The organism is Chryseobacterium sp. NRRL B-14798 (assembly GCF_050470705.1).
In the GTDB taxonomy this organism is placed as follows: Bacteria; Bacteroidota; Bacteroidia; order Flavobacteriales; family Weeksellaceae; genus Chryseobacterium; species Chryseobacterium cupriresistens.
In genome coordinates this window covers 1,796,782-1,823,498 of the sequence record NZ_JBFLUL010000005.1, presented here as the reverse complement: position 1 = coordinate 1,823,498, position 26,717 = coordinate 1,796,782, and the positions used below count along the sequence as shown (strand labels likewise).

23 protein-coding genes and 1 pseudogene are annotated in these 26,717 nt (G+C 36.4%); 13 read left to right on the top strand and 11 right to left on the bottom strand.

Annotated features, from left to right (window positions below):
* Positions 1 to 394 precede the first annotated feature (394 nt).
* Positions 395 to 2,014: a tetratricopeptide repeat protein gene (locus AB1278_RS08545; protein ID WP_202839358.1), complete on the bottom strand. Its 1,620-nt coding sequence runs from the start codon at positions 2,012 to 2,014 to the stop codon at positions 395 to 397.
* Between the two features lie 1,207 nt (positions 2,015 to 3,221).
* The gene (locus AB1278_RS08540; protein WP_228406526.1) at positions 3,222 to 3,566 is read right to left on the bottom strand and encodes a winged helix-turn-helix transcriptional regulator; all 345 of its coding nucleotides are present in this window, start codon (positions 3,564 to 3,566) and stop codon (positions 3,222 to 3,224) included.
* Positions 3,567 to 3,641: 75 nt separating this feature from the next.
* Here AB1278_RS08540 and AB1278_RS08535 point away from each other — a divergent pair, with 75 nt between their 5' ends.
* From AB1278_RS08535 to AB1278_RS08525, 3 genes are all read left to right on the top strand, one after another.
* Positions 3,642 to 4,505, top strand: coding sequence for an SDR family oxidoreductase (locus AB1278_RS08535; RefSeq protein WP_429813719.1), 864 nt, complete (start codon positions 3,642 to 3,644; stop codon positions 4,503 to 4,505).
* Positions 4,506 to 4,525: 20 nt separating this feature from the next.
* Positions 4,526 to 4,843 carry a nuclear transport factor 2 family protein gene (locus tag AB1278_RS08530; protein WP_429813716.1) on the top strand — a complete coding sequence of 106 codons (318 nt, stop codon included), beginning with the start codon at positions 4,526 to 4,528 and terminating at the stop codon, positions 4,841 to 4,843.
* 223 nt (positions 4,844 to 5,066) lie between these two features.
* Positions 5,067 to 5,750: a hypothetical protein gene (locus tag AB1278_RS08525; RefSeq protein ID WP_429813713.1), complete on the top strand. Its 684-nt coding sequence runs from the start codon at positions 5,067 to 5,069 to the stop codon at positions 5,748 to 5,750.
* A 131-nt stretch (positions 5,751 to 5,881) separates the two neighbouring features.
* Here AB1278_RS08525 and AB1278_RS08520 read toward each other — a convergent pair whose 3' ends face one another.
* From AB1278_RS08520 to AB1278_RS08510, 3 genes are all read right to left on the bottom strand, one after another.
* Positions 5,882 to 6,400: a DUF2911 domain-containing protein gene (locus tag AB1278_RS08520; RefSeq protein WP_110010501.1), complete on the bottom strand. Its 519-nt coding sequence runs from the start codon at positions 6,398 to 6,400 to the stop codon at positions 5,882 to 5,884.
* Between the two features lie 35 nt (positions 6,401 to 6,435).
* A complete protein-coding gene (locus tag AB1278_RS08515) occupies positions 6,436 to 8,127 on the bottom strand; it encodes a sodium:solute symporter (RefSeq protein WP_429813709.1) in 1,692 nt (563 codons plus the stop codon).
* Positions 8,128 to 8,227: 100 nt separating this feature from the next.
* On the bottom strand, positions 8,228 to 10,732 hold the full coding sequence (locus AB1278_RS08510; RefSeq protein WP_429813706.1) for a PIG-L family deacetylase: 2,505 nt from the start codon (positions 10,730 to 10,732) through the stop codon (positions 8,228 to 8,230).
* Positions 10,733 to 11,102: 370 nt separating this feature from the next.
* Here AB1278_RS08510 and AB1278_RS08505 point away from each other — a divergent pair, with 370 nt between their 5' ends.
* A complete protein-coding gene (locus AB1278_RS08505) occupies positions 11,103 to 12,320 on the top strand; it encodes a hypothetical protein (RefSeq protein ID WP_429813703.1) in 1,218 nt (405 codons plus the stop codon).
* A gap of 34 nt (positions 12,321 to 12,354) precedes the next feature.
* Here the strand turns inward: AB1278_RS08505 and AB1278_RS08500 are convergent, their stop codons facing one another.
* Entirely contained in the window at positions 12,355 to 12,894 is a 540-nt protein-coding gene (locus AB1278_RS08500) for a hypothetical protein (protein ID WP_202839352.1), read from the bottom strand.
* Between the two features lie 156 nt (positions 12,895 to 13,050).
* Between AB1278_RS08500 and AB1278_RS08495 the strand changes: the two genes are divergently transcribed.
* The 4 genes from AB1278_RS08495 to AB1278_RS08480 all read left to right on the top strand — a co-directional run bounded on the left by AB1278_RS08495 (position 13,051) and on the right by AB1278_RS08480 (position 15,828).
* Positions 13,051 to 13,332, top strand: a complete 282-nt coding sequence (locus tag AB1278_RS08495; protein WP_429813700.1) for a hypothetical protein — start codon at positions 13,051 to 13,053, stop codon at positions 13,330 to 13,332.
* Positions 13,333 to 13,545: 213 nt separating this feature from the next.
* Positions 13,546 to 14,067 carry a hypothetical protein gene (locus AB1278_RS08490; RefSeq protein WP_429813697.1) on the top strand — a complete coding sequence of 174 codons (522 nt, stop codon included), beginning with the start codon at positions 13,546 to 13,548 and terminating at the stop codon, positions 14,065 to 14,067.
* 12 nt (positions 14,068 to 14,079) lie between these two features.
* Positions 14,080 to 14,892, top strand: a complete 813-nt coding sequence (locus tag AB1278_RS08485) for a hypothetical protein (protein ID WP_429813694.1) — start codon at positions 14,080 to 14,082, stop codon at positions 14,890 to 14,892.
* A 75-nt stretch (positions 14,893 to 14,967) separates the two neighbouring features.
* On the top strand, positions 14,968 to 15,828 hold the full coding sequence (locus AB1278_RS08480; RefSeq protein WP_429813691.1) for a hypothetical protein: 861 nt from the start codon (positions 14,968 to 14,970) through the stop codon (positions 15,826 to 15,828).
* A gap of 352 nt (positions 15,829 to 16,180) precedes the next feature.
* Here the strand turns inward: AB1278_RS08480 and AB1278_RS08475 are convergent, their stop codons facing one another.
* On the bottom strand, positions 16,181 to 16,852 hold the full coding sequence (locus AB1278_RS08475) for a hypothetical protein (protein ID WP_429813688.1): 672 nt from the start codon (positions 16,850 to 16,852) through the stop codon (positions 16,181 to 16,183).
* A 450-nt stretch (positions 16,853 to 17,302) separates the two neighbouring features.
* On the opposite strand from AB1278_RS08475, the gene AB1278_RS08470 reads away from it, so the two are divergent.
* The 4 genes and pseudogenes from AB1278_RS08470 (at position 17,303) to AB1278_RS08455 (ending at position 19,083) form a co-directional block, all read left to right on the top strand.
* Positions 17,303 to 17,755 carry a PA2169 family four-helix-bundle protein gene (locus tag AB1278_RS08470; protein WP_137904655.1) on the top strand — a complete coding sequence of 151 codons (453 nt, stop codon included), beginning with the start codon at positions 17,303 to 17,305 and terminating at the stop codon, positions 17,753 to 17,755.
* Positions 17,756 to 17,862: 107 nt separating this feature from the next.
* Positions 17,863 to 18,411: pseudogene (locus tag AB1278_RS08465) on the top strand (type 1 glutamine amidotransferase domain-containing protein).
* A gap of 135 nt (positions 18,412 to 18,546) precedes the next feature.
* Complete coding sequence (locus AB1278_RS08460) at positions 18,547 to 18,864, top strand: hypothetical protein (RefSeq protein WP_346562881.1); 318 nt, start codon at positions 18,547 to 18,549, stop codon at positions 18,862 to 18,864.
* A 48-nt stretch (positions 18,865 to 18,912) separates the two neighbouring features.
* A complete protein-coding gene (locus AB1278_RS08455) occupies positions 18,913 to 19,083 on the top strand; it encodes a lmo0937 family membrane protein (RefSeq protein ID WP_047433678.1) in 171 nt (56 codons plus the stop codon).
* A 99-nt stretch (positions 19,084 to 19,182) separates the two neighbouring features.
* Here AB1278_RS08455 and AB1278_RS08450 read toward each other — a convergent pair whose 3' ends face one another.
* The 4 genes from AB1278_RS08450 to egtD are packed head-to-tail and all read right to left on the bottom strand — an operon-like array spanning position 19,183 to position 23,863.
* Complete coding sequence (locus AB1278_RS08450; protein WP_429813684.1) at positions 19,183 to 20,748, bottom strand: ABC transporter permease/substrate-binding protein; 1,566 nt, start codon at positions 20,746 to 20,748, stop codon at positions 19,183 to 19,185.
* Positions 20,745 to 21,665, bottom strand: a complete 921-nt coding sequence (locus AB1278_RS08445) for an ABC transporter ATP-binding protein (RefSeq protein ID WP_429813681.1) — start codon at positions 21,663 to 21,665, stop codon at positions 20,745 to 20,747. The genes AB1278_RS08450 and AB1278_RS08445 overlap by 4 nt, the downstream gene beginning before the upstream one ends.
* Positions 21,666 to 21,673: 8 nt before the next feature.
* Positions 21,674 to 22,864 (bottom strand): ergothioneine biosynthesis protein EgtB, encoded by a 1,191-nt coding sequence (gene egtB, locus AB1278_RS08440; RefSeq protein WP_429813678.1) that lies wholly within the window; start codon positions 22,862 to 22,864, stop codon positions 21,674 to 21,676.
* Positions 22,865 to 22,882: 18 nt separating this feature from the next.
* A complete protein-coding gene (gene egtD / locus AB1278_RS08435) occupies positions 22,883 to 23,863 on the bottom strand; it encodes an L-histidine N(alpha)-methyltransferase (protein ID WP_343639074.1) in 981 nt (326 codons plus the stop codon).
* Positions 23,864 to 24,222: 359 nt separating this feature from the next.
* Between egtD and AB1278_RS08430 the strand changes: the two genes are divergently transcribed.
* On the top strand, positions 24,223 to 26,619 hold the full coding sequence (locus AB1278_RS08430) for a hypothetical protein (protein WP_343639076.1): 2,397 nt from the start codon (positions 24,223 to 24,225) through the stop codon (positions 26,617 to 26,619).
* The last annotated feature ends 98 nt before the right edge of the window (positions 26,620 to 26,717 follow it).

Below are 26,717 nucleotides of genomic sequence, written 5' to 3'. Positions count from 1 at the left end.
TTCTGGACTGTTATTCTTTGCAAGTTGAATATCTGGTTCCAACTCGTGCCAATAGACAGCTTAATAGTACTACTTCAAGACAATATTCATTACGATACAATATAAAGTCGCTGATATAATCTTTATATATTGTATCTCTATACTTTTATCTTGCTGTAATCATAAGTTTTACTAAGACCAGAATATCCGTTATTTTTCATTTGCGCTTTTTTATATGAAAGAATCTAAAGCTCCAAGTTTTAAAGGGACGAAGCAAAACAATTCATCGATTAAATCAAAAGAAATAAGGCACCCACAAAGTACCTTAATAAAATTAGCGTAGAAAATATATTATCAGAAAACACTATTTAACCCAAGAGTCATATTCTCTTTTCAGAAGTATTTGAAATCCTTTCTAAATATTAATTTCTTTATCCGTCTTATTTCTTATCCAAACTACTATATCTTCCTGTGCAGGGATATTTAATCTTTTTCTTAGATTATATTTATTATTTTTTATCGTCTGGACAGCCTTAAAGGTATAATTAGCAATATCTTTTGTATTAAACCCTAAATAAATATAAGCCGATAAGACGAGTTCGGAAACTTTTAAAGTAGGATTAATACTGAGAATTTTACTACGAAAATCAGGATATACTTCTTGAAAACGTCCCCAGAATTCGGGATGGTTTTCTTTTGCCAATTGTATTATTTCATCAAAAGTTTCATTTACTTTTTGCTCTAATACTTTCACCTGTAAATCTTTTTGCCAAATAGTTGTTGTACTCTCTTTCAACAACAGATCCTTTTTCTGTATTTTGTTGTAATATCCAAAGCATCGTAAAACTATTAGAATAGTTATCCCTGAAAATAATCCTGTAATTATGTAATACCATTTCTTATTCGAATCTTGGATCTGTTTCTTTTCATCATCTATGATTTTTTTTCCAGAGGTCTGTAAAGCAATCAAATTACCTTTCTCAAAGCTATCCCTAATTTTTGTATATTTTTTCAGATATTCATTGGCTTTATAAAGATTATTCTGAAGATTATATATTTCAGCTATTTCTTTGTAATTCTTCATCATGTTTTTGGGTCTGTTCATCTTAATTGATAAAGCGAGAGATTTTTCGTAGAACTCCAAAGCCTTATTGTAGTTTTTTATACTTTCATAATACTGTCCGGACATATAATTAAATACCAAAAAGTCAAATGTCTCCGTAGAGTTTTTAAGTAAACCTTCAGCCTCGTCAAGATAAAATTTTGCAGAATCAGGATTTTTCTTATTTTCGAGAAAATAGCTTGTAAGATTAGTTGCTTCCACTACTCTTGGTAAAATTTTATAAGCTTTGTGTATATAATAGTACATGGAATCATTATATTCAATCAGTCCGAAGTTTATAGCTTTACACCCATAAATATAATGAAGACGTTTTCTCTTTCGCTGTTTATCTTTTATTTTCACAGCTTCTTGAAGTGCTTTATCAAAGCTTTCGTTGGATTTTGCTATTAATCCTAATTCCTGGTAGTTTTTTCCGTAAGCAGCAAAAAATGCTGAGAGTAATGCAGGATCGTCTTCAAATGTATTATACAAAGCTTCCGCCTTTTGCAGGTATAGCTGTTCTTCATTGTACTTTCCCAAGGAATGAAGAAAATTTACCATATGAATATATCCTCTTGCCTTGCCTTTTGTATAATTTATTTCCTCTGACAATTCTATTGACTTTTTAGTTTGTTCAATCCCATCATGAATTCTGCCTTTCTGAATGTATTGGCTTCCTATTTTGTTTTGTAAACGGTCTATTTGTTCAGGAGACCATTTCTGAGTATAGAATATACCGGACAAAAACAAAAAAAAGATTAATAATATCCTCTTCACTGCCAGGAATAATATACCCTTCTTATTTTCCTGAAAAGAAATACTTTTTGCCCCTACATCCATTGAAACATATAAATTATTATTAATTACACCTATCCCTTCCTGTGCGAAAATAATTTTGATAAGGGATAAAAAAAATAAAGTTATCTTTTGCATAGACATAATTATAATTTACTACAGTTGGTCAGCTTCTGATTTGTATAAAGTCCTTACTGCTATAGTTCCTTTTATAGTAGCTTAGGAAGTATCATTACATTTAACTGGGCAATTAGAAGAGTTTCAATCCAAATTCATTGAAGATAAAACACTTGTTTTCTAAAATAACCTTTACAAAACCACAAAAGGTTTCATTTTAAAACACTTGAGTTCACTTAAGTAAGCTTAAAATAAAAATGCATAAAAGTGCACATAAAATGAAAACCAAAGATTTTCACAAAATTTAAGTGTACTTATTATACATAAAATCTGACTCTTAAAACGTAAGTATTTAAAACCTTTGTGTCTTTTGTAATTAAAAATAATGAATATAAAACTTTAACCAGCTTCATCATTAACAGAATCTAACAACCCTGCTACATATATTAGAAAATAATCAAAATTTTAAAAAAGTCAACAAAAAACTCACACATTCAAAAATAATAAAATAATCCAAAAATACAATTAAATAAATGTTAAATGATAAAAAATAATAAATAATATTTAAAAAAAACAACAACATAATAGATAATTACACAAAACAAAGCAAGCGCAAAAATTAACACAATCATCAAATTATCAGCTCTTTATTATAAAAAAAACAACTAAATACATCTAAAATTGAGACAATTTATTTGAAATAACTAATGCAATTGTACTAAAGCAATGGACTGATAATTAAATAATCCGACTCTTATCTGTTCGATACATACCTTGAATTCGTTAAATAATACTCTTTGGATATTTATTCAAGTTCTATATAAGATTTACAAAAACCACCTGAAGACTAGCCGTACTTAGTTTGCCAGTTTTAGGTTCTTATAATTAAATTGCAGAAGTTTTATTTTAAGGAAAACGACGTTATAAAAATGAACTTTTCAGTTCTTACTTAATTTGGTTTAAACGAACTCAATCACCTTATAAGTGTTCAAAGATAATCCTGTTGGGGTCATAAAGATTAAAACAGCTTCAACTTAATCCAAATTGAGCCATTTTTATTTCAGACTATTCGTTTAAAATTTTTAGTATATTTAATCATGATTGTATAAATATTTTGAAGGGGCTAAATAATAATTGATGAAATTAATTCGTGTAATTAAAAGAACAATTAACCGCATTTTATTTATAAATTGATAGAAGTAGTAACAAAAATTTTTAAATCTTCATTTCAACCCTTCTCACCCATCCTGTTCAAAATCACTCTTCTCAGCCTCTCTTCATTTTCATCACCCCAATATCCCAGTGCAGAAATTATCGGAATCAATGTCTTTCCAAAATCTGTGAGAGAATATTCAACTTTTGGTGGAACCTGAGCATAAATTTTCTTTGTAACAAGTTCGTGCTCTTCAAGTTCTTTTAACTGGATATTTAAAACGCGTCTCGAAGCATCCGGAATTTTACGCTGTAATTCACTTGGGCGCAGATGACCCTCATTGATAAACCACAGCAGACGGATTTTCCATTTACCGTAAAGGACTTCACCGATAAGGTCAAGACCACAGTTTAAATTCAAGGGTATTTTTCTTTCATGCATACACAAATTTAATCCAATGTGCCAAATTGCACAATAGGGGAAAAAATTATCCCTATGCAATTCGGTTTTCCGTTATTGCCTGAAAAAGTGATACTTCGGAAATTTGTATCAAAGAATTTAACAATGGAAAATCTATTTAATTACAACAACGAACTTCAAGGTAAAATTGCCTTAGTAACAGGCGGAACAAAAGGAACCGGCAAAGCAATCGCAGAAAGACTGCTGCAAGCTGGTGCAACGGTTATAATAACTGCGAGAAACGCGCCTGAAAAAGAAAACAGCAACCTGCATTTCATTCCTGCCGATTTGAGTAAAGCAGAAGGAACCCAACAAGTCATCAGCGAAGTGCTGTCGGCTTATGGGAGACTGGACATTCTTGTGAACAACCTGGGTTCTTCATCAACACCCGCTGGTGGATTTGCAGCATTAACCGATGAAGATTGGGTATCAACCTTACAAGCTAATTTGCTTGCTCCGGTTCGTTTAGACAGAGGGTTTTTACCACAAATGATAGAACGAAAAAATGGTGTAATTATTCACATCGCTTCCATCCAGGGTAAATTACCCCTTTATGATTCAACCTTACCCTATGCGGCTGCAAAAGCAGGACTGAGAAACTATAGTAAAAGTTTATCGAACGAAGTTACCCCAAAAGGTGTTCGGGTATTGGCTGTTTCACCAGGGTGGATCAATACAACAGCTTCGGAAGCCTGGCTGGGTGAAATTGCGAGAAACGCAAACAGTACTATAGAAGAAGCGCAAAACAGCGTTATGGATGCATTGGGCGGAATACCTTTCGGAAGACCTGCCGAACCGAAAGAAGTAGCTGAATTAGTTGGTTTTCTTGTTTCACCAAGAGCCAGTTATTTAACCGGAACTGAATTTATAATCGATGGCGGTACAGTGCCGACAATTTAATCATCTTAAAATACCATACAATGAATTTACCAAACATTATTTCAGAATTGGTGAAAGCCCAAAACGAATTTAACAGTGCAGCCTATGCAAATTGTTTTGCTGAAAATGCAGAGGTATTTGATGAAGGCAAAACCCACACCGGAAAAGCAGAAATTGAAAGCTGGATTGACAAAGCCAACAAAGATTACAAAGCCAGTATGAAACCATTAGATTATAACGAAAGTGAAAACATCTTATCGGCGGAAGCTTCGGGAACATTTCCGGGCAGCCCAATTGTTTTAAAATATCATTTTCAATTGTCTGACGGACTCATTCAATCTCTGAAAATAACGGGTTAATATTTCAATAAACCTGAATGTACTGGGTTATATTTCAAAGTACTACATCTTAATGATTTACAGATTATTACCGTATTTCAGAATCCCTTTGAAGCGTAAGCACGGCTTTCTGTAAAATCTACTTTTGACCGTTTCATTTCCAGTTGATATACTCTAATTTCGATGTAAGTAACTCAATTATTATTTTCTTCCCTATATTTATTGTTTATTCAATCAAAATCAAATGAATTTAGACTTTGAAACATTTAAAAAAGACATCAATTGGTTTATCAGGCCAAATGATCTTGTTACATTGTATGATACAGAATCAGTTCTGAATCTTTCCGATAATTTTACATCAACATTCCCTAAATTATCTCAACTTATTCAAAGGGCCAGAAAACTGGAATTTAGTGTAAACAATAATCCCTACCGATTGTTCTCATGGACCAATAAGTACAATAAAAGCTGTGGATGGTTAACCAAAATTGAGTTAGAAGATACGGATAATATTGTGTTAGCAAAAGAACATGAATTATTACTTAAAGAGATAGGCGGGATTTCAGAATCTTATCATCAGCCCGAACCGGCCCTGACTAATAATCAGGACTATTTATTCTTAAAATCTGCCTGCATGACGGGAATCGGCGAATGGGAAGAATATTATGAAAATCTTTGTGAAGAAGAACACAAACAACCGATACAATATAATGACTTCATTTGCTTTGCCCTGGAAGCTAATGGCAATATGACAATGTATGAAAAGAATTCAGGGAAGGTACTTTTATTTGCACATGATCATTGGTTTGAGAATGTTGATCCCCTTGAAGATCAGCCTGAATACACTTTTTACACAATACAAGATGTTGACAATTTTGTAGATTATGTTGAAAAGATGGCTGAGGAATGGTCAGAGGCTGTATTATAATGTAATTGAGACTGTTCTGCATTTTAAAACTTAAACAGGAAATGATTAGAACTGCAACAGCAGCCTTATACAATATCAAAATTGTAAACAAAAAATCCCGGATAAACCGGGATTTTAATTTGTAATTCAAATTATTTTATCTCTACAGGAACTGAGATTTTGTCCCAATCCATTGTAAATCCATTACTGTTTATTTTATAAACTAAAGTTTCCTGTGTTGCTGGCAAAGCTTTTGTTTTTACATCAACACGTAAAGCATCTTTAGCTTGTTCATATTTATAAGCTCCCCATTGTTTTGGTTCTTTGTTAAAAATGGCTGTCCAGGTTCCGCTTTGTTTAGGGATTAAGAAAAAGCTGTATTTTCCGGCAGGCAGTTTTTTACCCTGAACGGTAATATCTTTATCCGTTTCGAAGGTAGTTGCTTCATTCGCTCCCGCCCGCCAAACTTTATCATAAGCTTCCAGACCGCCCCAGATTGTACGTCCTTTCACAGAAGGGCTGCTATAGTTTATTGTAATGTTGGCATCTTTAATTTTTCCCGTAGCCGTAGCCGGAGGGCTGGCAGGTTTTTTAGCCTCCTGTGCAAAGGCATTCATTGAGATCGTCATGGTAGCAACAAGTACAGTTGCAGATTTAAGAATCGTTTTCATAATATTTTTATTTGTTTGTTTTTAATATTGTTCGTTTACGAATTTACTGTTTTCTGCTTATAAAACAGCAAACCGATTGCAGAAAATATAATGACTGCTGCTGCCCCGATTACATTAAGCCAGAGGAAAGAAACGATATCGAACTGATACACGGCAATAACCGTAATTTCCGATACAATGGCAGCAATAAATACATTCGGACCGTTGATCCTTTTATAGTAAAATGCAACAAGGAAAATCCCCAATATAGGTCCGTAGAAAAGAGAACCTAATACGTTAACCGCTTCAATAAGTGAACCCATTTGCGTAGCAAACATAGCTACACCGATTGAAAAAATACCCCAGGCTAAGGTGTGCAGGCGGCTGTATTTCAATTCGGTTTTATCATCAGGAATTTCTTTGCTGTATAGTAAATGAACATCTTTTAATGAGCAGGCGGCAAGGGAATTCAGTGCTGCCGAAATGGAGCCCCAGCTTGCCAGAAAAATGACGGCAAACAGCAGCCCGATCATTCCTGCAGGCAGGGTATTTTTCACGAAATACAGGAAAATATAATTCGTGTCCGTTTTCTCTGCATTATAGTTTGAATTATTAATAGCTTCCTCTACCCTTCCATGCAATGCTTTTACTTGCGATTGCGTATCTTTAAAATCCTGAATCGTTTTGGCAAGCTGAGGAGAATTTTGTTCTTTCAGCTTTAAAATTTCTTTCGATTCTGCATTAAATTTTAGTTGTAAATCCTGATGCTCTTTTTCAAAAACTGCAGCCTGCTCAGGTTGTTTTTCCTTTAAATACTCATAGGAGCGTTCGTTAAAATAAATCGGGGCCGGTTTCAGAGAAAAGAATGCGAAAAGCAAAGCACCAATCAGAAGAATAGCAAACTGCATGGGAATTTTAACCAGTCCGTTCAACAGCAAGCCCATTTTTGCATTGGTATTGTCTTTCGCAGTGATATATCTACCGACCTGGCTCTGGTCCGTACCGAAGTAAGAAAGCGCCAGAAAAAAACCGCCAATCAAGCCACTCCAGATATTGTATTTATCTTTCCAGTCGAATTCTGTGGTGATGACATTGAGTTTCCCGGATTTTCCCGCCAGATACAGCGCATCACTAAAACCAATTCCATCCGGCATATTCTGAATAAGGAGATACCCTGCAAAAGCCATGGTTCCCAGAATAATAAGAAACTGTAATTTCTGGGTATGAGCAATAGCTTTTGCCCCGCCAACGTAGGTATAAATCAACAAAATACCACCTGTTAAAACATTGGTTACATAAATATTCCAGTTTAAAACACTTGATAAGATGATACTCGGAGCATAAATGCTGATCCCCGTTGACAAACCCCTCGAAAAAAGGAAAAGCAGTGACGTAAGTACCCTTGTTTTTTTATCAAAACGGTTTTCTAAATATTCGTAGGCGGTGTAAACATTTAAGCGCTGAAATATCGGGATGAAAGTAATACAGATCACAATCATCGCCAAAGGCAAACCAAAATAATACTGCACAAAGCGCATTCCGTCTGTATAAGCCTGGCCCGGAGCTGAAAGAAATGTAATAGCACTCGCCTGGGTGGCCATAATGCCGATCAGCACAATATACCAGGGCATTTTATTATCTGCTTTCAGGTAGGATTCGTTGCTTTTCTGGCCACGGCCGATGAATACGCCGTAAACCACCACTGCAACAAGTGTAATAACGAGAACGGTCCAATCTATAGTACTCATGACCAGAATTTAGTAAACCAATAATAAAATGCAATCTGCAAGATTAATGCAGCTGTTAATAACAGATACCAGGTATTCCAATTTTTAAGTTTTTTGTTCATTAGTTTTTCTGTGCAGATAAAAAGTTTAGAAATAAACGTGCTGCTCCGGCATTTCCTGCAGGCAGCTGTCTGAAAAATGCCAGTGGCGTATAAATAAAATTACCTTTCCCGTACTTCGCGTATAAAGTTGAACCCTGAAGAGGCTCTTCATCTGTATCGTGCATTTCAAAAAGCGGTTCATATGCTGCATCCCATTGAGCAGGGAAATAGGCACCGCGTTCCTGTACCCAGCCCTTAAAGTCATCCGCAGTGATTTTATTCGGAAAGTTCAGTAATTTATGACTGGGATTTAAAAACTTTACCGCAGCATTTTCTTCCGTAACCCGTTTATTGGCAATACTGAAATTGTACATTCCCAATTGATCAACGGTGGTATCCTGGTTGGTGTTATACTGCATCACCAGATTGCCACCAGCCTTTGCATAAGACCATAAAAAAGGCATCCAGCGCCCAAGCTTTTTCTCCGTATTGTTGGCACGGACACCAAGCACGATGGCATCATATTGCGACAGCTTGTTTTGACTGCCGTTTCCACCGGATTCATCTAAGTTACCATAAAAATCTCCGTCTTTCAGGATATCTACCTGAACACCTGCAATGCGCAGAAACTCAGGAATAAAATCACCCGCACCTTGTATATAACCTACTTTTTTTACTTTCGCCTGAATATCGCCTTTCATCACCGTCACAGTGGCAGGCGCAAAATATTGCAGGGAAGGTAAATGTGGATACTGAATTAATATTTGTTTTTTATGATAGGTAGCCCCATCTGAAACATAATTAGCGTCCAGCTGCAAACGGTTTGAGTTTATGGAGGCAAGCTTAGCTTTTGGAATAACATAATCGAAAGTGAAATCTTTCTCTTTTACAGCTCTTACATCAGCGCTTCCTAATCGTTCTCCGTTGTACATCAGGTTTAGAATACCTTTATTGAACGGTTTGTTAGAATTAACCTTAAAATTTAAACTTACCTGCAGGTCTTCATTTTCTTTGACCAGATAAAGTGGTTGGATAAATTTCAGCTCCACAGCAGGAACAATACGCAAGGCTTCAACCACATCGCCACGCACAGGGTCCAATTTCTTGAAAGATAAAGGAAGCTTAACCTGAAACTTTTCCGGGCCGATTTTTAAACTGACCAGAACATTCAATGGTGCTTCTGCTTCAGGCAGACCAACTAAAGTTTGATCCGTAACAGCGAAAGTTGCTGCGTTCACAGGTGGTATTGCCAGCCAGTAAGGTTCTGTAAGTGCTGCATCTGCAGGAATCTGAATATCATGCTGAATGGTAATTAAAGAATCTTTTGACAGTTCCCTGTTGAAACTTTCTGATTGGGTTAACCATTTTACATTCTCTAAAACGACAGGATTTACAGTTCTTGAAATCAGATTTAACCTGAAATTATAATGATCTCCGGCAACCGCTTCACCCTGATTGGTAACCACCTCGCCCATAAACCCGGCACAGCTTAAAATAATGTTGTCAAGAGATTTAATTTTATCCTTTTTCTGGTCCGAATCCCGCAACGCCATGACCTTTTTTCTTAATGCAAGCAAAGCAGGCAGGCTCTGATCGGGGTTATTGAAATTGAAAGCTGAAATAATCTGATCTAATGACTGGTCAATATCAGCATTTCCCTGTGAAGTCCATGTTTTAGTAACTCCGTCAAAAAGAGTCGCTTTTGCAGGCTCACCGGCAACATGGGCAAAATATTCCGTTCTGATGCCGGCTACAGACTGTGTTCCCGCGCCCTGGCTTTTATGTAAACTTCTGCTTAATCCTGCCAGTTCCCCATAGCCCATTCCCAGTTGAGCGTCATATTGCCCGACGGTAACTTTCAGTTGATTTTCAGCTGTAGTATTGACTCCGCCAAACCGGAAGGTATTCCACAACACGCGTTTTGGCTGCCATATATTCACATATTTCAGCTGATCCGGGAAAGCATTTTTATCTCCTGCCAGCTTAAAAGCTTTTTCCGCAACTACCGCCGAAGCCGCATGCTGTCCATGGCCAGCTGCTGCCGTAGGAGGAAAACGGCAAATGATAACATCAGGCCGGAATTGGCGGATTACCCAAACCACATCCGCTGTAATGCTGTCTTCATCCCATTGTTTAAAAGTATCTGTTGTATTTTTAGAAAATCCGAAATCAATAGCGCGGGTAAAAAACTGTTGGGCACCGTCTAACTTTCTTGCTTCCAAAAGCTCATGTGTTCTGATCAATCCCAATGCAGCCCCCTGCTCCGTGCCTAATAAATTCTGACCGCCATCACCTCTGGTTAAAGATAAATACCCTGTTTCTACATTTTGACTGTTGATTAACCAGGAGAGCAATCCCGTATTCTCATCATCGGGATGAGCTGCAAGGTATAAAACTTTAGGAAGATTTTTCAGCGTTTTGATTTCACGGTAAATTTCAGATGATTTTGAAGGCCGGACCTGCTGGGCCGAACAAAAAACAGTATAAAATCCAAGGATAAATACAGTGCTTACTTTTTTGAACATTTGAATTTGCTTTGCAGGCAAATATAAGTAAATCATCCTTCTTTCAACATTAAAAGAATCAGACTGTGAATTTTACAGAAAGGTTTTTCAAAATTAACCACAAAGTCCCAAAAGTTTTTATTGCTTAAACACCCTTGGTATACTTCTATACACAAAGTAGATAGCTTAGCTTAAAAAGCTTTTGTGGCTTTTATTGCTCGTAAAAAACAAAAATTAAACGGTTAAAAAAATGAAATTTTTATCTTAAAAAACATATCATAATGAAACTGAATATTACCAATTAGTTAATTTTTATCAATCACAAAGGTTTTTTTTTCATTTTTCACAAAAAAAAGAATTATATTTGGTACACACAAAATAACACCCTCATATGAAAACAAAATTTACACACCTCACTGCTATTCTTATTTCAGGAGTTTACTTCGCCCAAGTAGGGATTAATACTGCCTCACCTAAAACAACATTGGATGTATCTGCTACAAGAGATACTTCGGGGCTGATTACGAATAACTCACAAACATTCGGATTACAGGCCCCAAGACTCACCAGAGCTGAGCTTACAGCCAATACCGCTACCTATGGTATCAATCAGACCGGCGCATTGATTTATATTACGGACGTCACCGGCGGAGATGCCACAGGCCAACGTATCAATGTTACTGCTATGGGCTATTATTATTTTGACGGAACAGTATGGCAAAGACTGACACAGGCAACCAATGCCGTAGCTCCGGCGATTTCTGCATTACAATGTACTACAGCTTACTTAAGTCCTTCTAATTATACTCCCGGTACTCCTTACACCGGAAACCTGAGAGTTACTTATAGCGGAGGAAACGGCGGAGCATATAATTCAGGAACTCCTTTTACGATCAACGGATTAACTTTCCAGCTAAGACCGGGAACTTTAGAGTTTGGTGATGGCGAACTGGTATTCTCAGTAAGCGGAACTCCCACCACCGCTAATGACATGACTATTCCGATGACCAACAGTACGGTTTCTTTCCTAACAGCAGCGCAAAACTGTACCGCTACAGTGGGAAATAGCAGCCGTGCAGACATTACTCCTGTTGCTGTGATGGGATATCCCACCCTAACAACCGATTCCAACGGGAAACAAGCCTATACTTTTCCTCTTGCTACCCCGGATGGTAAGTATTCTATCAGAGTAATATTTGACACCACCAGTGGTACAACCGCTGCAGTTCCAAATGTACAGTTATTTAATAATACAGGGGCTACCGTGAATCTATATTGGAATTACAATACCGAATATGGCGGTTATATTGGAGCAGCTCAAACTACCAACAATATTACTTCAGGAGTATGGGGCGGTATGGGAGATGCAACAGCTACCTGGTTTCCTCAAGGCACCGGAGCAGTAGGAAGCGCTTACTGGGGGAACGCAGGGATTATAGATGGTTCCAGTGGCGGACCTGAGCATAGAAGATATACCTGGATAGACAGCAACGCTTCTTCAAAAACTGCTTATACCGCAACCATTATGGCAGGAGCCCCCACCTCAGGGAGTGCCCAACCCAACCTTTCTAAAATTTACATAAAGATAGAGCAAGTAAAAGCTCAATAATATAATGCCCCTGAAAAAGGGGCATTTTTTATTTTTAATGGGTTTCAGCTATCTTCTTTTCTCTTCTTCTCTGAAGAATAAGGTGTGCAGCATCCAGCATTTTCACCGTATGAATATAGGGCATAACGATATTCCTTTCCGGTAGATTTTCATAAACACCCATTGAAAAATAGACGATTCCGGACATAAAATAATCAAATTCTTTGAGGGTGTAGGCTCTGAATGCTTTTTTGAAAACCAGCAGAGGATTCCGGTATTCTTTCTCCGAAAGCAGACCAAGAACCCAAGGGGAAATTTTTTCCGATTGTGTATCGACCGTCCATTTTCTGTCCTTCAGCATCATGAGATAGCCCGCCCGGATCAATGACCTCATCGACTGATGAAACTGGAAGATCACCGCCGGATCTTCATGGATCCAGCTGTTTCTCTTTACTGCATAATTCATAATGTTGCTGAGCCTTTCTTTGGAAACATCCAGCTCATTGAACTGAAAGAATGTTTCTATCAGCTGCAAGCCGGCGTTCTTCTTTTCTGCCCGAAACCGGGAATCTAAGTTTGTTCTGCTTTTTTTCATTGTTTGTGTTTTTTAGTGTTGAAATTTTTCTTAACCATTAAGAGCTTTTAAGGGGTGAAGAATCGTTAAGCTATAGCTGAAGCTATTTTTTAAGCGAACCGTTTTATTTTTCTTCAATTTTCTTAATGGCTTATTTTTTATAAATGTAAGAAAAAATTGCAAACATTCGGATTTGAGTCCGAGATTTTTATAAGAATATGTAATTTATTTGTTTCTATGACTGAAGCAAATAGAAAAATTGTTGAATTTATAAGGGATGAATGGGTTATCCCGATGAACAATAACAGCAAATTTGCAGTAGATCATAACATTGATGAAAAGACCGTTCGAAGAATAAAAGACGACAAAGATTATCAAATTGCTCTTCTTACAATAATGCGAATCTGCCATGCTAGAAATTTAACTCTTGCCAGCTTTTTTAAAATGGTTGGAATATAGATTACGAAAACAATATAATTGATAAATCCTGACGAAAGTTGGGATTTTTTTGTGATGAAATTTTAAAAAATTCCGTGGAAATACTGAGTCAATATTTTAAGATGATTTTTATTTTCGCTTTTTACGGAAAGCCTTTTTTTTTTTAATTATATATCATAATATTTTTGTAAAACTATAATTTTTCAAAAACTTAAAAAAGAAAAAATTAAGAGAATGAAATATTTATATCAATTATTTTTAGCTTTTAACTCGACTTGGTTAATTGCCGTAGTATTTCTTGTAAAAGAAAAGTATGAATTAAATTTTATTGAAAAATTTTCCATGTATTACTCTTGGATTATATTTATTTTAATCCCAATCATCTTAACTATTTTGAGTTTTCTAATTGCCATGAAATTACCAAAGGATAATTTACAAAGAAATTCAGTTATGGAAATTGAGCTAGCAAATAACAATTTTTTACCAACTTATTTAGGGTATTTTTTTGTGTCTTTAGGTGTAAACGATATTCCTACTCTTGTTGTAGTTTTTTTAATCATTTACATCTTTACATTTTTATCACAAACACTTTATTTCAATCCTATTTTTTTACTTTTTGGCTATCATTTTTATTTTGTAAAAACATCAGCAAATATTAAAATATTTTTAATTACTAAAAGAAAACTAAAAACTCCTGGAAATGATAATTTTAATAATTTGAGGAGAATCAATGATTATACATTTATAGAACTTTAAAACTTATAACATATGGCAACCTTTATTTATGGGAAAGTGAAAAGAAAACATAATATTTTCAGAGTAATTGAGACAGAAGAAGAAGTTTACAATACTTCACAATTAAATTTAGTCGGTGTTGATTATAATCCAAATACGCTCATTGAAAATGAAGAACTTTATAAAGTTTCGCAATTTTCTCAATCTGGTTTTTCATTTGATTTTATAACTAATGATTTGAACTCGGTCAATCATGATCAAATAACTAGAAACGATCTCACAAAACTATCATTTATTTGTACAGTACAGGATAATTTATATTTTTTTCAAATTATTAATTCAAGTTTTTTTATTAGTAAAAAATGGTTTTCTATTGATGAGTTAAGAATAGAAACTGAAAAACCAATTATTACAGTAAATCCATTTGCTGATGCAATATATGATAAAAACTCTGACATACTATACTTCAAAAAATTAGCTGCGGCACAAAAAATATTTAAAGGAATGGATCAACTATATAAAGAAGCAACTGCTTTAGAAACTGAGTCCTTTTTACAAAATGATTTCCTGCAGGTTGATTCTAATTTTAGTAGTAGAAACGTTACAGTACCTAACAGAAAAAGGATTGCATTAGTAATGGGAACACTAAATAATTTATCTTATACCGAAAAACAAGCTGTGTATTCATATATTAGTCAATATAGTCAAATAGAATTTCGAGGTGGTAAGTTTAAAATTGAAACAGATGAAGATCTTAAATTTGTTTTATGGGGAATCGAACAAAGATTTTATACAACTCCAATAGGAGGTGAAAAAAGAATTGCAAACTCTATAATTAGTATTTAGTTGATTTCGTTAATTCTTATAAAATCATTTTATTTTATAAATTTGTAACAATAGTCAATTACAAATGTTCAGGATATGGAAATAGCATTTTATTATTCTTTCAAAGAATTTGAAAAAAATTATAATATTGATTTAAAAAACTGGAGTGACAATTATCCTGATGCTGATGAAACTGCTTATTTAAATGAACTAAAAAATATATACCAATTATTTCTATATGAAAATAATTCTGATTTCATAATAAGTTCAAATTGGATTCCTAATGAATATCCTGAATATTTTGAATTATCAATTATAGCATACCATGAATTTATGCAAGGGAAACTAATAGATTATTTGTATAGTAATGGATTTTCAAATTTTGATGGAGATTTTTTAGAAATTCCGTTTGATACTGATGTAATGGATTTTTGGGACGATTGCAATATTAGAACCAGAAAAAATAATGCAATCATTGACGACGAAAAACACAAATATTTAAAAAAACTTTTTGTTTTTAACAATCATACACATCAATTAGATTTTGACAGTAAAAAATTCACAAATTCTAAATTTGCAATAAAGAAAATTTTAGAACTTTTAGATAAAAAGTCTCAATTAATTACCTCAAAAATCAAATTTAAAAAAGTATTGGTTGAAGACAAAGATATTTTCCCTACATCACAAAAAATAAAAATTAAAGGCAGTCTTCAATCTATTGGTTATTTATTTTCTGAATTAATCGAAAAAGGGTTCATTGAAGCTCCAAAAAGAAATGGTAAGGATAATACCAGTGCCATATCTCGAATGATTTTAGATCATTTTGAATTTATAGATAAAGAAGAGCAACCACAGCCTGAAGATATACGCAAAACTCTTTTTACAGAAAATAAACTTTCAACAGAAAAACAAAATCAGTTTAAAATTCCTCAGAGTAAAATTATCAATACTGATTAAAACGTAACAATCTAGTTTGTAATCAATTATTATCGTTTCTGGATAAACTGGATAATAATTTGGATAACACTCATATTCAACAATAATTAATCTTTGCAGTATCAATTAACAAATATTGCAAATGAGTACAATTAAAACTATTGAAAAAAGTCAAACAAAATTTAATGAAGAAGTCTTAATAAATTCTTATCAAGAATACCCAACCAATGGTATTTTCAAAAATACTTCTGAAATACAAATCATAGCAGCATTATACTTAGTTTTCAAAATGTTTCGAAAAATCAAAATGAATTTTGACATTAATTTGAGAATTTCTGGGAGAAACAGAAAGTAAAGTAGTAATAAAAGCTACTTATGTCTTTCTAATCACATTCCCCGTAAGACTAATATAATTAAACATACAAAACGTCGCCACCGCTCCAAACGTATGCCACAAAAAGTGTGTTCCGAAGCTGAACCATTCCCATTTATCAGCGATACGGAAAGTCAGTGCAAAAACAAATGACAATACAGCAAAGCCTACCCATTTGCCAGCCTTCCATTGGGTATAGATCAAATACCTTAGTACCGAGAAAACTACCAATGAGGCCATGATGGCATAATTGACGTTGATAAAAAGGGAAGGATTATCGATCAGAATCAAGTTTCTTAAAGCAAACATCAGAGCGACATATCCCAGAACCATTACAGCAGCATAGTACCATCGGGTGCTCTGCGCTACAAAATAAAACCCTGCAGACAGGCATAATAGCATAATCGGAAGCCAGTCCATCATAATAAATACCGGCCATTGTCTGAAAGAATGGTAAACCGTTCCCCCAATGGCACCAATATATAATAAAACCAGGCAGTAGGTTAAAAAAGGATATTCTTTGAAGTTACCTTTCAGCTTAATGGTCCAGAAAATGGCTATGGCTAAAAACAATAAGGCTGTTAATGCATTGAAAGGCTCAGGGAACAACTGAGTCATATCTGTTTCTTTATATAACAGGCCTCCATCCGGAGGTATCGGGTTTATCGGCATTCTCTTTTTTATATTATATTGAAAGGCCTGTTTTGGAATGTAAAATACAAACACAAGCCATTTTTTTCTAAACATGAGTAAATCATACACTTACTTCTTCTAATATAGAAAAAATTATGGCATCATCTACCTGTATGCCCGATTATATTTTATTGCAGCAGTCTTCTACTCCATCAAAAGGAGCCAAACCTGAAACCGTTATCAATTCTTTTTTGCTGATAAAATAGCTACCGGTAAACGCTTTTTCAGGGAAGCATTTATTCGTAGTACAAAAACGAATAAACCTCTGTGGTGCTTTTGATTATGGAGTTCTTTGCAGTTCATCAGGTATTTTTAATTAAGATTTGTTTTCAAAATTTTAAGTTTTTTTTAAATACCACATCTTTGCAGATATGGTGTTTGAGGCACGGCGCTTGCAAAGTTCATAGTACCAATTTAAAATATAAAAATATGAACAACGAGAAAACAGTTTCAGTATTAAATGATTTACTGAACATTACCAACGACAGAATTCAGGGATTTTCAAAAGTGGAAGACAAAGTATGGGATGAGTATCCACAGCTGAGAGCAGATTATGATACGATGGTGGCCCAGTCTCACAAGATGAAAAACGAATTGAGCAATCTGATTACAGAAAGAGGAGGCACACCGGATCAATCAGGATCTACTGCAGGAGCCATCCACAGAGCATGGATTGATGTTAAAAATTCTTTTGCCACAGATACAGCCGGCTCTACGTTAGGAAATGTTGTATATGGTGAAAATGCGGCTATAGATGCTTATCAGGATGCTTTAGACAGCGGTGATCTTTGTCCGGAAAGTTCCAGAGTGGTACTGGATCAGCTTCATCAGCTTAAGGCTTCTCATGATAAATTTGAAGTTCTTGAAGATTTAAAAAAGTAGATATCCTCTTTCTCACGAGGTAAGTTTTTATTTAATCATCACACAACAATCGAACGTTGTAATCGGAGGTCAAAGACCTTCCGATACTTAACACAAAAAACAGTACTATGTCAAAGAAAATCGCAATACTGGCCACACATGGCTTTGAAGAGAGTGAATTAAGCTCACCAAAAGAATATCTTGAACAACAGGGATGGACCGCCCATATCGTAAGTCCTGAAGCGGGAAGCATTAAAGCCTGGGCAGAAAAAGACTAGGGTAAGCAATATCCTGTAGATCAAACGCTGGACAATGCAGCCGCTTCAGATTATGATGCGCTGGTATTACCGGGAGGCGTTATTAATCCCGATCAGCTGAGAACCAATGAAAAAGCACTCACCTTTGTAAAAGATTTTTTTGCCCAGCATAAACCTGTAGCAGCCATTTGCCACGGACCGCAGGTACTGATCAACGCGGGTGTGGTAGAAGGAAGGAATCTGACTTCCGTTAACTCCATCAGCCAGGATCTAAAAAATGCCGGTGCACACTGGGAAGACAGCGAGGTGGTAGTAGATGCCGGACTCGTGACGAGCAGAACACCAAAAGATCTTCCTGCCTTTAATGCCAAAATGGTAGAAGAGATCAGGGAAGGAAAACATGAGGAACAAACGCTCTGAAACTAAAAAGTCTGGCTCTGCCAGACTTTTTTCTTCTCTCCAAATTTGATAAGAGCTATGTAAATACTTAAAAAGTACCACATTTCTCTCCTATGGCAAAAAATTTGTACCTATTTAAATCCAAATCACAATCGTATGAACAATATAGTAAAAATTACATTGGCTCTTGCAGCAGGAAGTTCTTTGCTTTATATGGGCCTGCGAAAGAAAGGCAAGAAAAGCAAAGTATATCTTGCCCCTGACGGAAACACTTATAAAGAAAACCAGATTTACCGGACTTACGATAATAAGCTTTATAAGAACGGCAAGGAGTTTCATTATCCCATGCCCAAGTTAGAGAATGATCAGTCTTTCAATAAAAATTACAGCACTACCACTGATACCATTTATTCAAATTATAAAACTGATCATAAAAGCACACAATACCACCATAAAGGTTTAAGACATCAATAAAGTGAAGCCGCCACTACACCACAACACTAACCACAAAAAGATAATAGTATGAGAAATTTATTATGGCTTGTTGCAGTCATCTGCATCGCAGTCTGGCTACTCGGAATGCTTGGAATCATTCCCGGTATGGACACAGGAAGTTTAATCCACACCCTTCTGGTGGTTGCCATTATTGTCGTTCTGATCAATATTTTTACCGGCAGAAAGCCTCTTAATTAAAAACAAAAAAAATCAGAGTAGAACACCATCTACTCTGATTAATTTTAATAAGCTATATAAGATAAGGTTAGAATTCTTTTTGTTGAAAACTGTGCGTCATCATTGGGAATCCATATATTTTTTCAGGTCTGAAATAGTTTTAATTTTAAGTTCATCAGCCTGTTTCCTCCGCATCATCAAAGCATATGCATTGTTAAAACCAAGTGGCTGCAGCCATTCAATTCCGTACTGTTTCCGGAATTCCCGGTTAACATACTCCAGCGTTTTTTCCGGGCTCTTAGACACTTCTTCTATCGTTTTTGTCGAAGGTTTCAGCAAGACCAACAGTCCGGTTCCTGTGTATTCAGGATATACATCAATGGCGTCATTCATCAGAGCATCAAAGCAGATTTTCGTTCCGCCGAGCCCTGTTTTTGTTTCTACTTTATAATCTGTGTAGCCTTCAATGAGCATTTTGTACATTTCGGCCAGAATATATTGCTCACCAAAAATTTTGGATCCGATTTTTATGGTTTGGGAATTTCCTTTGCGTGGATCTTTATATAAATTTGTTTTCATTAAAAAATTTTTAGCAATTTTTTCGGGAGTCTGTTTAAGATAATCGGCTTTGTAATTCAGTTCAGTCATGATAGAATCATTGAATTTACCTGCCAAAAGGTTCAGTGTTTTTTCCAGTCCGGGAAACTTTTCCAATGTTTTTGTTTTGATCACCGGAGCCGCAAAATAAGGAGGAAAAATCTTCCTGTCATCTTCCAGAACATACAAATCAAAAGCTTTGATCCTGCCGTCTGTTGAATATCCGCTGATGAGATCCAGCTCTTTTTCGTAGGCTGCTTTGTACATAATGGCATCACTTACAACCAGTGGATGTGCATCAAGCCCATATACCGAACGAAGTCCCAGATTTCCGTCCTGCCGGCCCATAAATTCAGGGGTAAAACCTGCCTTAATCTTATGGTTTGAAACCGAATTTAAAAGATAAATAATCCCGATAAATGCCAAAACAGCCGGAATTATATATTTTAATTTCTTTACAGACTGATAGCTTAATTTCTGTAAAACGGCAATGGTCTGATCTAAGAGAACAGCCAGTAAAGCTGCGGGAATTGCACCGGCCAGAATCATATGGGTATTATTAAGGGAAATTCCACCAAAAATAAATTCACCCAAACCGCCTGCCGCCACAAATGAAGCTAAAGTTGCCACCCCCACATTGATCACCGCTGCCGTCCTGATTCCTGCAATAATAACAGGCATCGCCAAAGGAAGCTGAACTTTGAAAAGCAGCTGTTTTCCATTCATTCCCATTGCTTTTGCAGCTTCTGTTACCGCCGGATCTACTTCCGTTATTCCGGTGTATGTATTCCTGATGATCGGTAAAAGAGCATAGATCAGCAATGCAACAATGGCCGGAGCTGCTCCAATCCCGAAAACAGGAATCATAAAACCAAGCAGCGCAATACTGGGAATGGTCTGTAAAATTCCTGCCATTCCTAAAACAGAACCTGATAATTTTCTTTTTCGGGCAATGAGAATTCCTAAAGGCACCCCGATCATGATCGCCAGAAACAGAGATAAAAAAGTGAGTCCCAGATGCTGTACAACCTGAGTAAGCAGTTTTTCATGCTGCTCCGTGATAAACTGCCAAAAACTTTGCTCGCTCATACAGTCTGGAATTTTCGGTATTCATTAAATGCTTTAACCAGATTTTCGTAATCTTCGGAAAGGAAAGTATCTGTACTCAGATGTTGCAAAGCGTCCCAAACATTGGTATTATCAGAAAACTGAAGTTCTTCATAGAAACGGCTGCCTTCAATCAGAGAGCTCAGATCTTTCAATCTGCCTACTTTGTATTCCAGTAAAAGCCGGTTTTTAGCAAAAAAATTCTTAACAAAATCATTTTTGGGCTGATACAACATTTCTCCCGGAGTTCCTGTCTGAATAATTTTCCCCTGATCCATCAGGCAGATTTTATGACCTAAATCGAAGGCTTCCTGAACATCGTGGGTCACCAGAATAATGGTTTTATTTTTAAGTTCTTCGAGTGATTTGAATTCTGAATGAATATCACTTTTGGTGATATTGTCCAGCGCTCCGAACGGCTCGTCCATCAGCAAGACAGGGGCATCGGCAATCAAAGCCCTGGCAATTCCCACTCTTTGCTGCTGTCCGCCGCTTAATTCGTTGGGAAACCGTGTAAGTACGTCTTCAGAGAGATGGAGTTTGTGTAATAATTCAAGGGTTTTTCCGGCTGTCTTTTTTTTATCCCATTTCAGCAAATCGGGAATGACAGCTATATTCTGTTGTATGGTATAATGGGGGAACAACCCGGAATACTGCATGACAAATCCAATTCCCATGCGAAGCTCTTCCACTTTTTGGGAAAGAATATTCTTGCCATCAATCAAAATAGTTCCGGAATCTACTTCGATGAGGCGGTTTATCATTTTCAGCATGGTGGTTTTTCCGCAGCCGCTTGTTCCCAGAAGCACCAGAATTTCCTTATCATTGGCCTGAAAGGAAATATCATCAACTGCTTTTTTTCCATTAAAACTTTTTGAAACCGATTGAACTGTAATCATAGGCAAAATTATTGTGCAAGTCTGATTCCTGTGAACTGCCACTGTAAATGAGTCGGGAAAAAGTTCCGGTAGGTATTTCTGCTGTGTCCCGGTGGAGTGGCCACAGAAGCACCACGAAGCACCATCTGATTCACCATGAATTTTCCGTTATACTCTCCTACTGCTCCAGCTTCTTTTGTATATCCCGGATACGGAAGATAAGCGGAATTCGTCCATTCCCAGCGGCTTCCCCAGTTGAAACAGGATGATGCAGCTTCCCATTCAGCTTCGGTTGGCAGGCGTTTTCCTTTCCACGAAGCAAAGGCAGATGCTTCGAAAAAACTGATATGACAGACCGCTTCCTCTAAATCGATTTCCCGCAAGCCGTTTAAAGTATAGTTCATCCACTTCCCATCAATGAAATGCCAGTATAAAGGGGATTTAACATTATTTTGCTTTACCCAGTCCCAACCCTCGGCGTGCCAGTGTCTGAAATCTTTATAGCCTCCGGCTTCCATAAATTCTACATATTCTTTATTGGTCACCAATTGACTGCTAATTTTAAAATCATTCAGATATACCCTATGCCTTCCCAGCTCATTATCAAAACAGAACCCTTCACCTTTAAAACCGATTTCATAAATTCCTTCTGAAAAACTGATCATTTCTGAGTTTCCGGCAGATTCTTTTTTTGAAATATTTTCTTTTTTATAAGCAGGAAATAAAGGATTATGTCCTAAAATGTATTTGATATCTGTAAGTAACAATTCCTGATGCTGCTGTTCGTGGTTTAACCCTAATTCCAGCAGAGATTCCAATGGCTGTGTAAGATATCCGCTTTGAAGAAATTCATCCATCTTTTGATCCACGTATTCGCGGTATTTAAAGACATCCGAAACAGATGGACGGCTCAGGTTTCCCCTGTCGGTGCGGATAACACGGGCACCGATGGTTTCGTAATAACTGTTGAACACAAAATTATACTGAGGATCAAAAACTTCATATCCTGGAAAATTGGACTGTAAAATAAAGGTTTCAAAAAACCAGGTGGTATGGCCCAGATGCCATTTCGGAGGGCTCACATCTACTACGGGCTGAACTACATAGTCTTCAATTTCCAGAGGGCTGCAAATCTCAACGGAACGATTTCTAACTTCAAAGTACTTTTTTGTCCAGTTTTTATGAGTATTCGCTTTTACAGACAATACATCTTTTTTCATAAAAAAATCATTTTTAAATTATACCATCCAGATAGAATCTACAAACCAGTTTTTAGAATCTTTAATCTCAGCAAGAATATGAAAACCCGAGTCTCCGGCAAGTTTTCTGATATCCTGTTCAGAAAATTTCCGGGAGATCTCCATATCAATCAATTCATCTTTTTTGAAGGTAAACAAACAGTTTCCTATATGAACTTCCTGATCACAAAGACTTACCAGGAAACTTCTGCAATCTCCTGAAACCGGGTCATAATTTTGATAATGCTGGAAATTTTCCACCTTGAAATCTCCTTGCAGTTCGCGGTTGATTCTTGTAAGAAGATTTAGATTGAATGAAGCGGTAATTCCCGCAGGATCATTGTAAGCAGAAAGAATGGTGTGCGGATTTTTCTTGAGGTCAAACCCTACAAGAAACAAATCCCCGGAATTCAGTTTTCTTTTCACTTCACTGCAGAAATGGGCGGCTTCTTCGCTTTCCATATTCCCTATATTTCCACCTAAGAAAAGAACTACCTTTTTTCTTTTCGAAATTCCGGTGGCTTTATCAAGCATATCAAAATACTCTCCTTCCAACGGTAAAACTTTCAGTTCAGGCAGGCTCTTTTTGAGGTTTTCCTGCAAAACAGAAAGAATATTTCCTGAAATATCAATAGGCATATAGGTGAAGTTTGTTCCTTTCTCCACTAAATTTCTGAGAAGGTATGATGATTTCATCGCATCGCCAGCTCCCAGTTCTATCAGATCAAAAGATTCATTGATATTGGAAATTGCTTTTACAAGTTCCTCTGTTTTATTTTGAAATATATCCAGTTCACAATTGGTAAGATAATATTCCGGCATCGCCATGATCTGCTGGAAGAGATGATCGCCTGTTTTGTCGTAAAAATATTTTGAAGATAATTTTTTCGGATGAGCGGACAATCCTTTTAAAATGTCCGAACCGAAATTATCGGCACCGTCATTTTTAAAATGACAATTCTGTTTTAACTGTACATTCATAGTTTATATTCTGTTTGGTCGTTCATTGAGTACAACTATCTTGCCGACACCGGAATTACTTTCCGCATATCTGTAAGCTTCTCCAATTCATCTAATTAAAGATAGGCTTTATTTGTGGTTTTAAGGTACCACATCTCACTTTATTGATAAAATACGGAGCAGATGCCGGATAACTTTTCTTGGATCAGCCCGTTTTATCAGCATTATTTTTTTTAAAACGGCCAACAGTTTTCCCATTAAAGCCTTTGCATCAAAGTCTGAAAAAACACGGTATAAATCGGATAATTATAAGTTTTTAACCTTTCCGGAAGTCTTTAAATGATTACATTAGCAAAGAATTAAAATGTGCTGAGATTTCTATGAAAAATATATTCTGTGTAATGCTTCTTTCAATGGTACAGCCTATACTGGCACAAACCAGACTGGAAAAAGCAATTACCAATCTTGAGGATCATTACGAGCAGGAGAAAGTATATATACTTACCGACAAATCACAATATGCAGCTGGTGATAAAATCTGGTTTAAAAGTTTTGTATTTAACGGTTACAACCGGTCGCCACTCTCTACTACCCTATTTGTAGAGCTTTACAATGCTGATAAAAAATTAATCGACTGGAAAACTGTACTTCTTACGAACGGGGAAGGCAGCGGGGATTTTCAACTGAAAGAAGATCTCCCGGAACAGGTTTACTTTGTGAGAGCCTACACTCCTTATATGACTAATTTCAATGAAGACTTCCAGATCGTCAAAACCATTCCGGTTTACAATCCGAACTCTGCGGAATCATTGGTTATTGCAAAAAATTCCGACTGGTCTGCCAAAGTATTTCCGGAAGGCGGAACTTTCATTAATGGTACCTCTACCAAATTTGCTGTAAGGTTATCCGGCAATTCATCCCTTCCGGAGAGCTGGTCCGGAAAAATAATTGATATTCAAGCTCCCAATACTCCTGTTACTACCTTCAAATCTTTTGATAAAAATGTGGCTTCCTTTACAATAACTCCGGCATCAGGAAAAAAATACCAGGCCATTATTCAGGACAATAAAGGAAAAAGCCAGACCATTGATCTGCCTCAAGCTGCAGACAGCGGTCTTAGTATAGAGGTTGTAAGTGCCAAAGAAGGGATAAAATACAACATAAAGGGTATTCATCTGAAACAACAGCTTCAGGGTTATAAAGTTGTAGGACTCATCAATAACCATCTTGCTTACAGAGCCAATATCAACCATCTGACCAGTGATGTATCAAGTCTCATTCCTACAAAAGTAAGTAATGGTGCGAATGGTATTTTACAGTTGGTTATTTTTGATGAACAGGACAATATCGTGGCAAAAAGGCTTTGCTTTATAAAACCTGCTGATCTAAAAATTGAGAAAGCAGAAATAATAGGACAAAGCTTAAAACCAACGCCAAGAGCATTCAATAGTATTGATCTTTCCCCCGAGTCTTATTTTAAACATTACACGGTTTTGGTGAGTGAAGACGACGGCAGCCAGACTCCTGAAGAGGAAAATATTCTGAGCAGACTTTGGCTGACGGGAGATTTTACAACAAGAATAGACAGCCCGGCGCAATATTTTTCTAAAAATGCCAACACTGAAGCGCTGGACGCCCTGCTTATTTCAGAAAACTGGAAAAGATTCGACTGGAATTCTGTACTCAGCGGCGCGGCACCCACCATTAAAACACAGTCTCAGCAATATCTGTCTTACAGGGTGAAACCTATTAAAAACAATGCCCTGATGATCAATTCGGCGGTCAATTTATTATCAAAATCGGGTGAAAATCAGCCAGTATTCGGTCAGTTCAAAACAGATCAGAATGGGTATATCTATTTAAACAACCTCAATAATGATGAACCGCTTGAGATCTCGGCCTTTGTGAATTCAGAAAATAAAGAATCGGGAAATGATGATTTGTTTGTTACCATAGAACCGTTAGTGACTCCTTCCCCATTTACAGGTAATTTCCCGGCAACCCCATACACATTGGTAAAAACCGACAAAAATAAAAGCCTGCCTCCAACCATTTCCAGAGCGATCAACACTCAGAAAAATACTAAAAAGAAAGAGAGTAATGATATACAAATCCAGGCAGTAGCTTTGGTAGGAAAAAAGAAAGATCCGAAAGCAGAGCTGGATAAACAACTGTCCAGCGGCATGTTCAGTTCTGTCAATTCTACAGTATTTGATTTCGTTAATGAAGACCAGCATATTTCAGGATCAAGCAATATTTTAGACTGGCTGCAGGGAAGAGCTGCCGGCCTGACATTTCAGAAAAATAACTCAGGAGCAAGCGTTCCTTATATCCGCGGGCAGCAGGCTAAGCTCTATTTGGATGAAATACAGACCGATCCTACCATGATTACCAGTCTTCCGGTTAATAATATTGCGATGGTAAAGATCATTAAAGGATCCGGATTAATAGGCGATGCCGTAGCCATCTATACCATGAAGGGGAATATGAAATCTAAAAGTAATGAAAAAGAATTGAAGAAGAACAATGTATCAATCATCAAAGGATATGATAAACCTTCAGAGTTCCCTATTGAAATGATCGATGACGATGCTCCGGAAAAAATTGAAAATGATACCCGCGAAACCCTCTACTGGAACCCTGATTTGTTTGACAGCGACTACGTTCCTCCAAGAATTAAATTCTTTAATAACGACAGCGCCAAGCAATATAAAGTTCTGATCATAAGCTTTGATGAAGATGATAATATCCTGTATGATCAGCAAATCTTAAAATAATCTTCAAGATGATTCTGAAGATCATTATAGGGGACAAGTCTGTATTTTAGGCTTGTCCCTTTTTAATTAATGACCATTGCTTTATCCGCTTTCTTTGC

Excerpts from the sequence above, each read along its gene's own strand:
- AB1278_RS08545 (WP_202839358.1), bottom strand. The coding sequence starts at position 2,014 with ATGCAAAAGATAACTTTATTTTTTTTATCCCTTATCAAAATTATTTTC.
- AB1278_RS08535 (WP_429813719.1), top strand. The coding sequence starts at position 3,642 with ATGCAATTCGGTTTTCCGTTATTGCCTGAAAAAGTGATACTTCGGAAA.
- AB1278_RS08530 (WP_429813716.1), top strand. The coding sequence starts at position 4,526 with ATGAATTTACCAAACATTATTTCAGAATTGGTGAAAGCCCAAAACGAA.
- AB1278_RS08525 (WP_429813713.1), top strand. The coding sequence starts at position 5,067 with ATGAATTTAGACTTTGAAACATTTAAAAAAGACATCAATTGGTTTATC.
- AB1278_RS08520 (WP_110010501.1), bottom strand. The coding sequence starts at position 6,400 with ATGAAAACGATTCTTAAATCTGCAACTGTACTTGTTGCTACCATGACG.
- AB1278_RS08515 (WP_429813709.1), bottom strand. The coding sequence starts at position 8,127 with ATGAGTACTATAGATTGGACCGTTCTCGTTATTACACTTGTTGCAGTG.
- AB1278_RS08510 (WP_429813706.1), bottom strand. The coding sequence starts at position 10,732 with ATGTTCAAAAAAGTAAGCACTGTATTTATCCTTGGATTTTATACTGTT.
- AB1278_RS08505 (WP_429813703.1), top strand. The coding sequence starts at position 11,103 with ATGAAAACAAAATTTACACACCTCACTGCTATTCTTATTTCAGGAGTT.
- AB1278_RS08500 (WP_202839352.1), bottom strand. The coding sequence starts at position 12,894 with ATGAAAAAAAGCAGAACAAACTTAGATTCCCGGTTTCGGGCAGAAAAG.
- AB1278_RS08490 (WP_429813697.1), top strand. The coding sequence starts at position 13,546 with ATGAAATATTTATATCAATTATTTTTAGCTTTTAACTCGACTTGGTTA.
- AB1278_RS08485 (WP_429813694.1), top strand. The coding sequence starts at position 14,080 with ATGGCAACCTTTATTTATGGGAAAGTGAAAAGAAAACATAATATTTTC.
- AB1278_RS08480 (WP_429813691.1), top strand. The coding sequence starts at position 14,968 with ATGGAAATAGCATTTTATTATTCTTTCAAAGAATTTGAAAAAAATTAT.
- AB1278_RS08475 (WP_429813688.1), bottom strand. The coding sequence starts at position 16,852 with ATGCCGATAAACCCGATACCTCCGGATGGAGGCCTGTTATATAAAGAA.
- AB1278_RS08470 (WP_137904655.1), top strand. The coding sequence starts at position 17,303 with ATGAACAACGAGAAAACAGTTTCAGTATTAAATGATTTACTGAACATT.
- AB1278_RS08460 (WP_346562881.1), top strand. The coding sequence starts at position 18,547 with ATGAACAATATAGTAAAAATTACATTGGCTCTTGCAGCAGGAAGTTCT.
- AB1278_RS08455 (WP_047433678.1), top strand. The coding sequence starts at position 18,913 with ATGAGAAATTTATTATGGCTTGTTGCAGTCATCTGCATCGCAGTCTGG.
- AB1278_RS08450 (WP_429813684.1), bottom strand. The coding sequence starts at position 20,748 with ATGAGCGAGCAAAGTTTTTGGCAGTTTATCACGGAGCAGCATGAAAAA.
- AB1278_RS08445 (WP_429813681.1), bottom strand. The coding sequence starts at position 21,665 with ATGATTACAGTTCAATCGGTTTCAAAAAGTTTTAATGGAAAAAAAGCA.
- egtB (WP_429813678.1), bottom strand. The coding sequence starts at position 22,864 with ATGAAAAAAGATGTATTGTCTGTAAAAGCGAATACTCATAAAAACTGG.
- egtD (WP_343639074.1), bottom strand. The coding sequence starts at position 23,863 with ATGAATGTACAGTTAAAACAGAATTGTCATTTTAAAAATGACGGTGCC.
- AB1278_RS08430 (WP_343639076.1), top strand. The coding sequence starts at position 24,223 with ATGAAAAATATATTCTGTGTAATGCTTCTTTCAATGGTACAGCCTATA.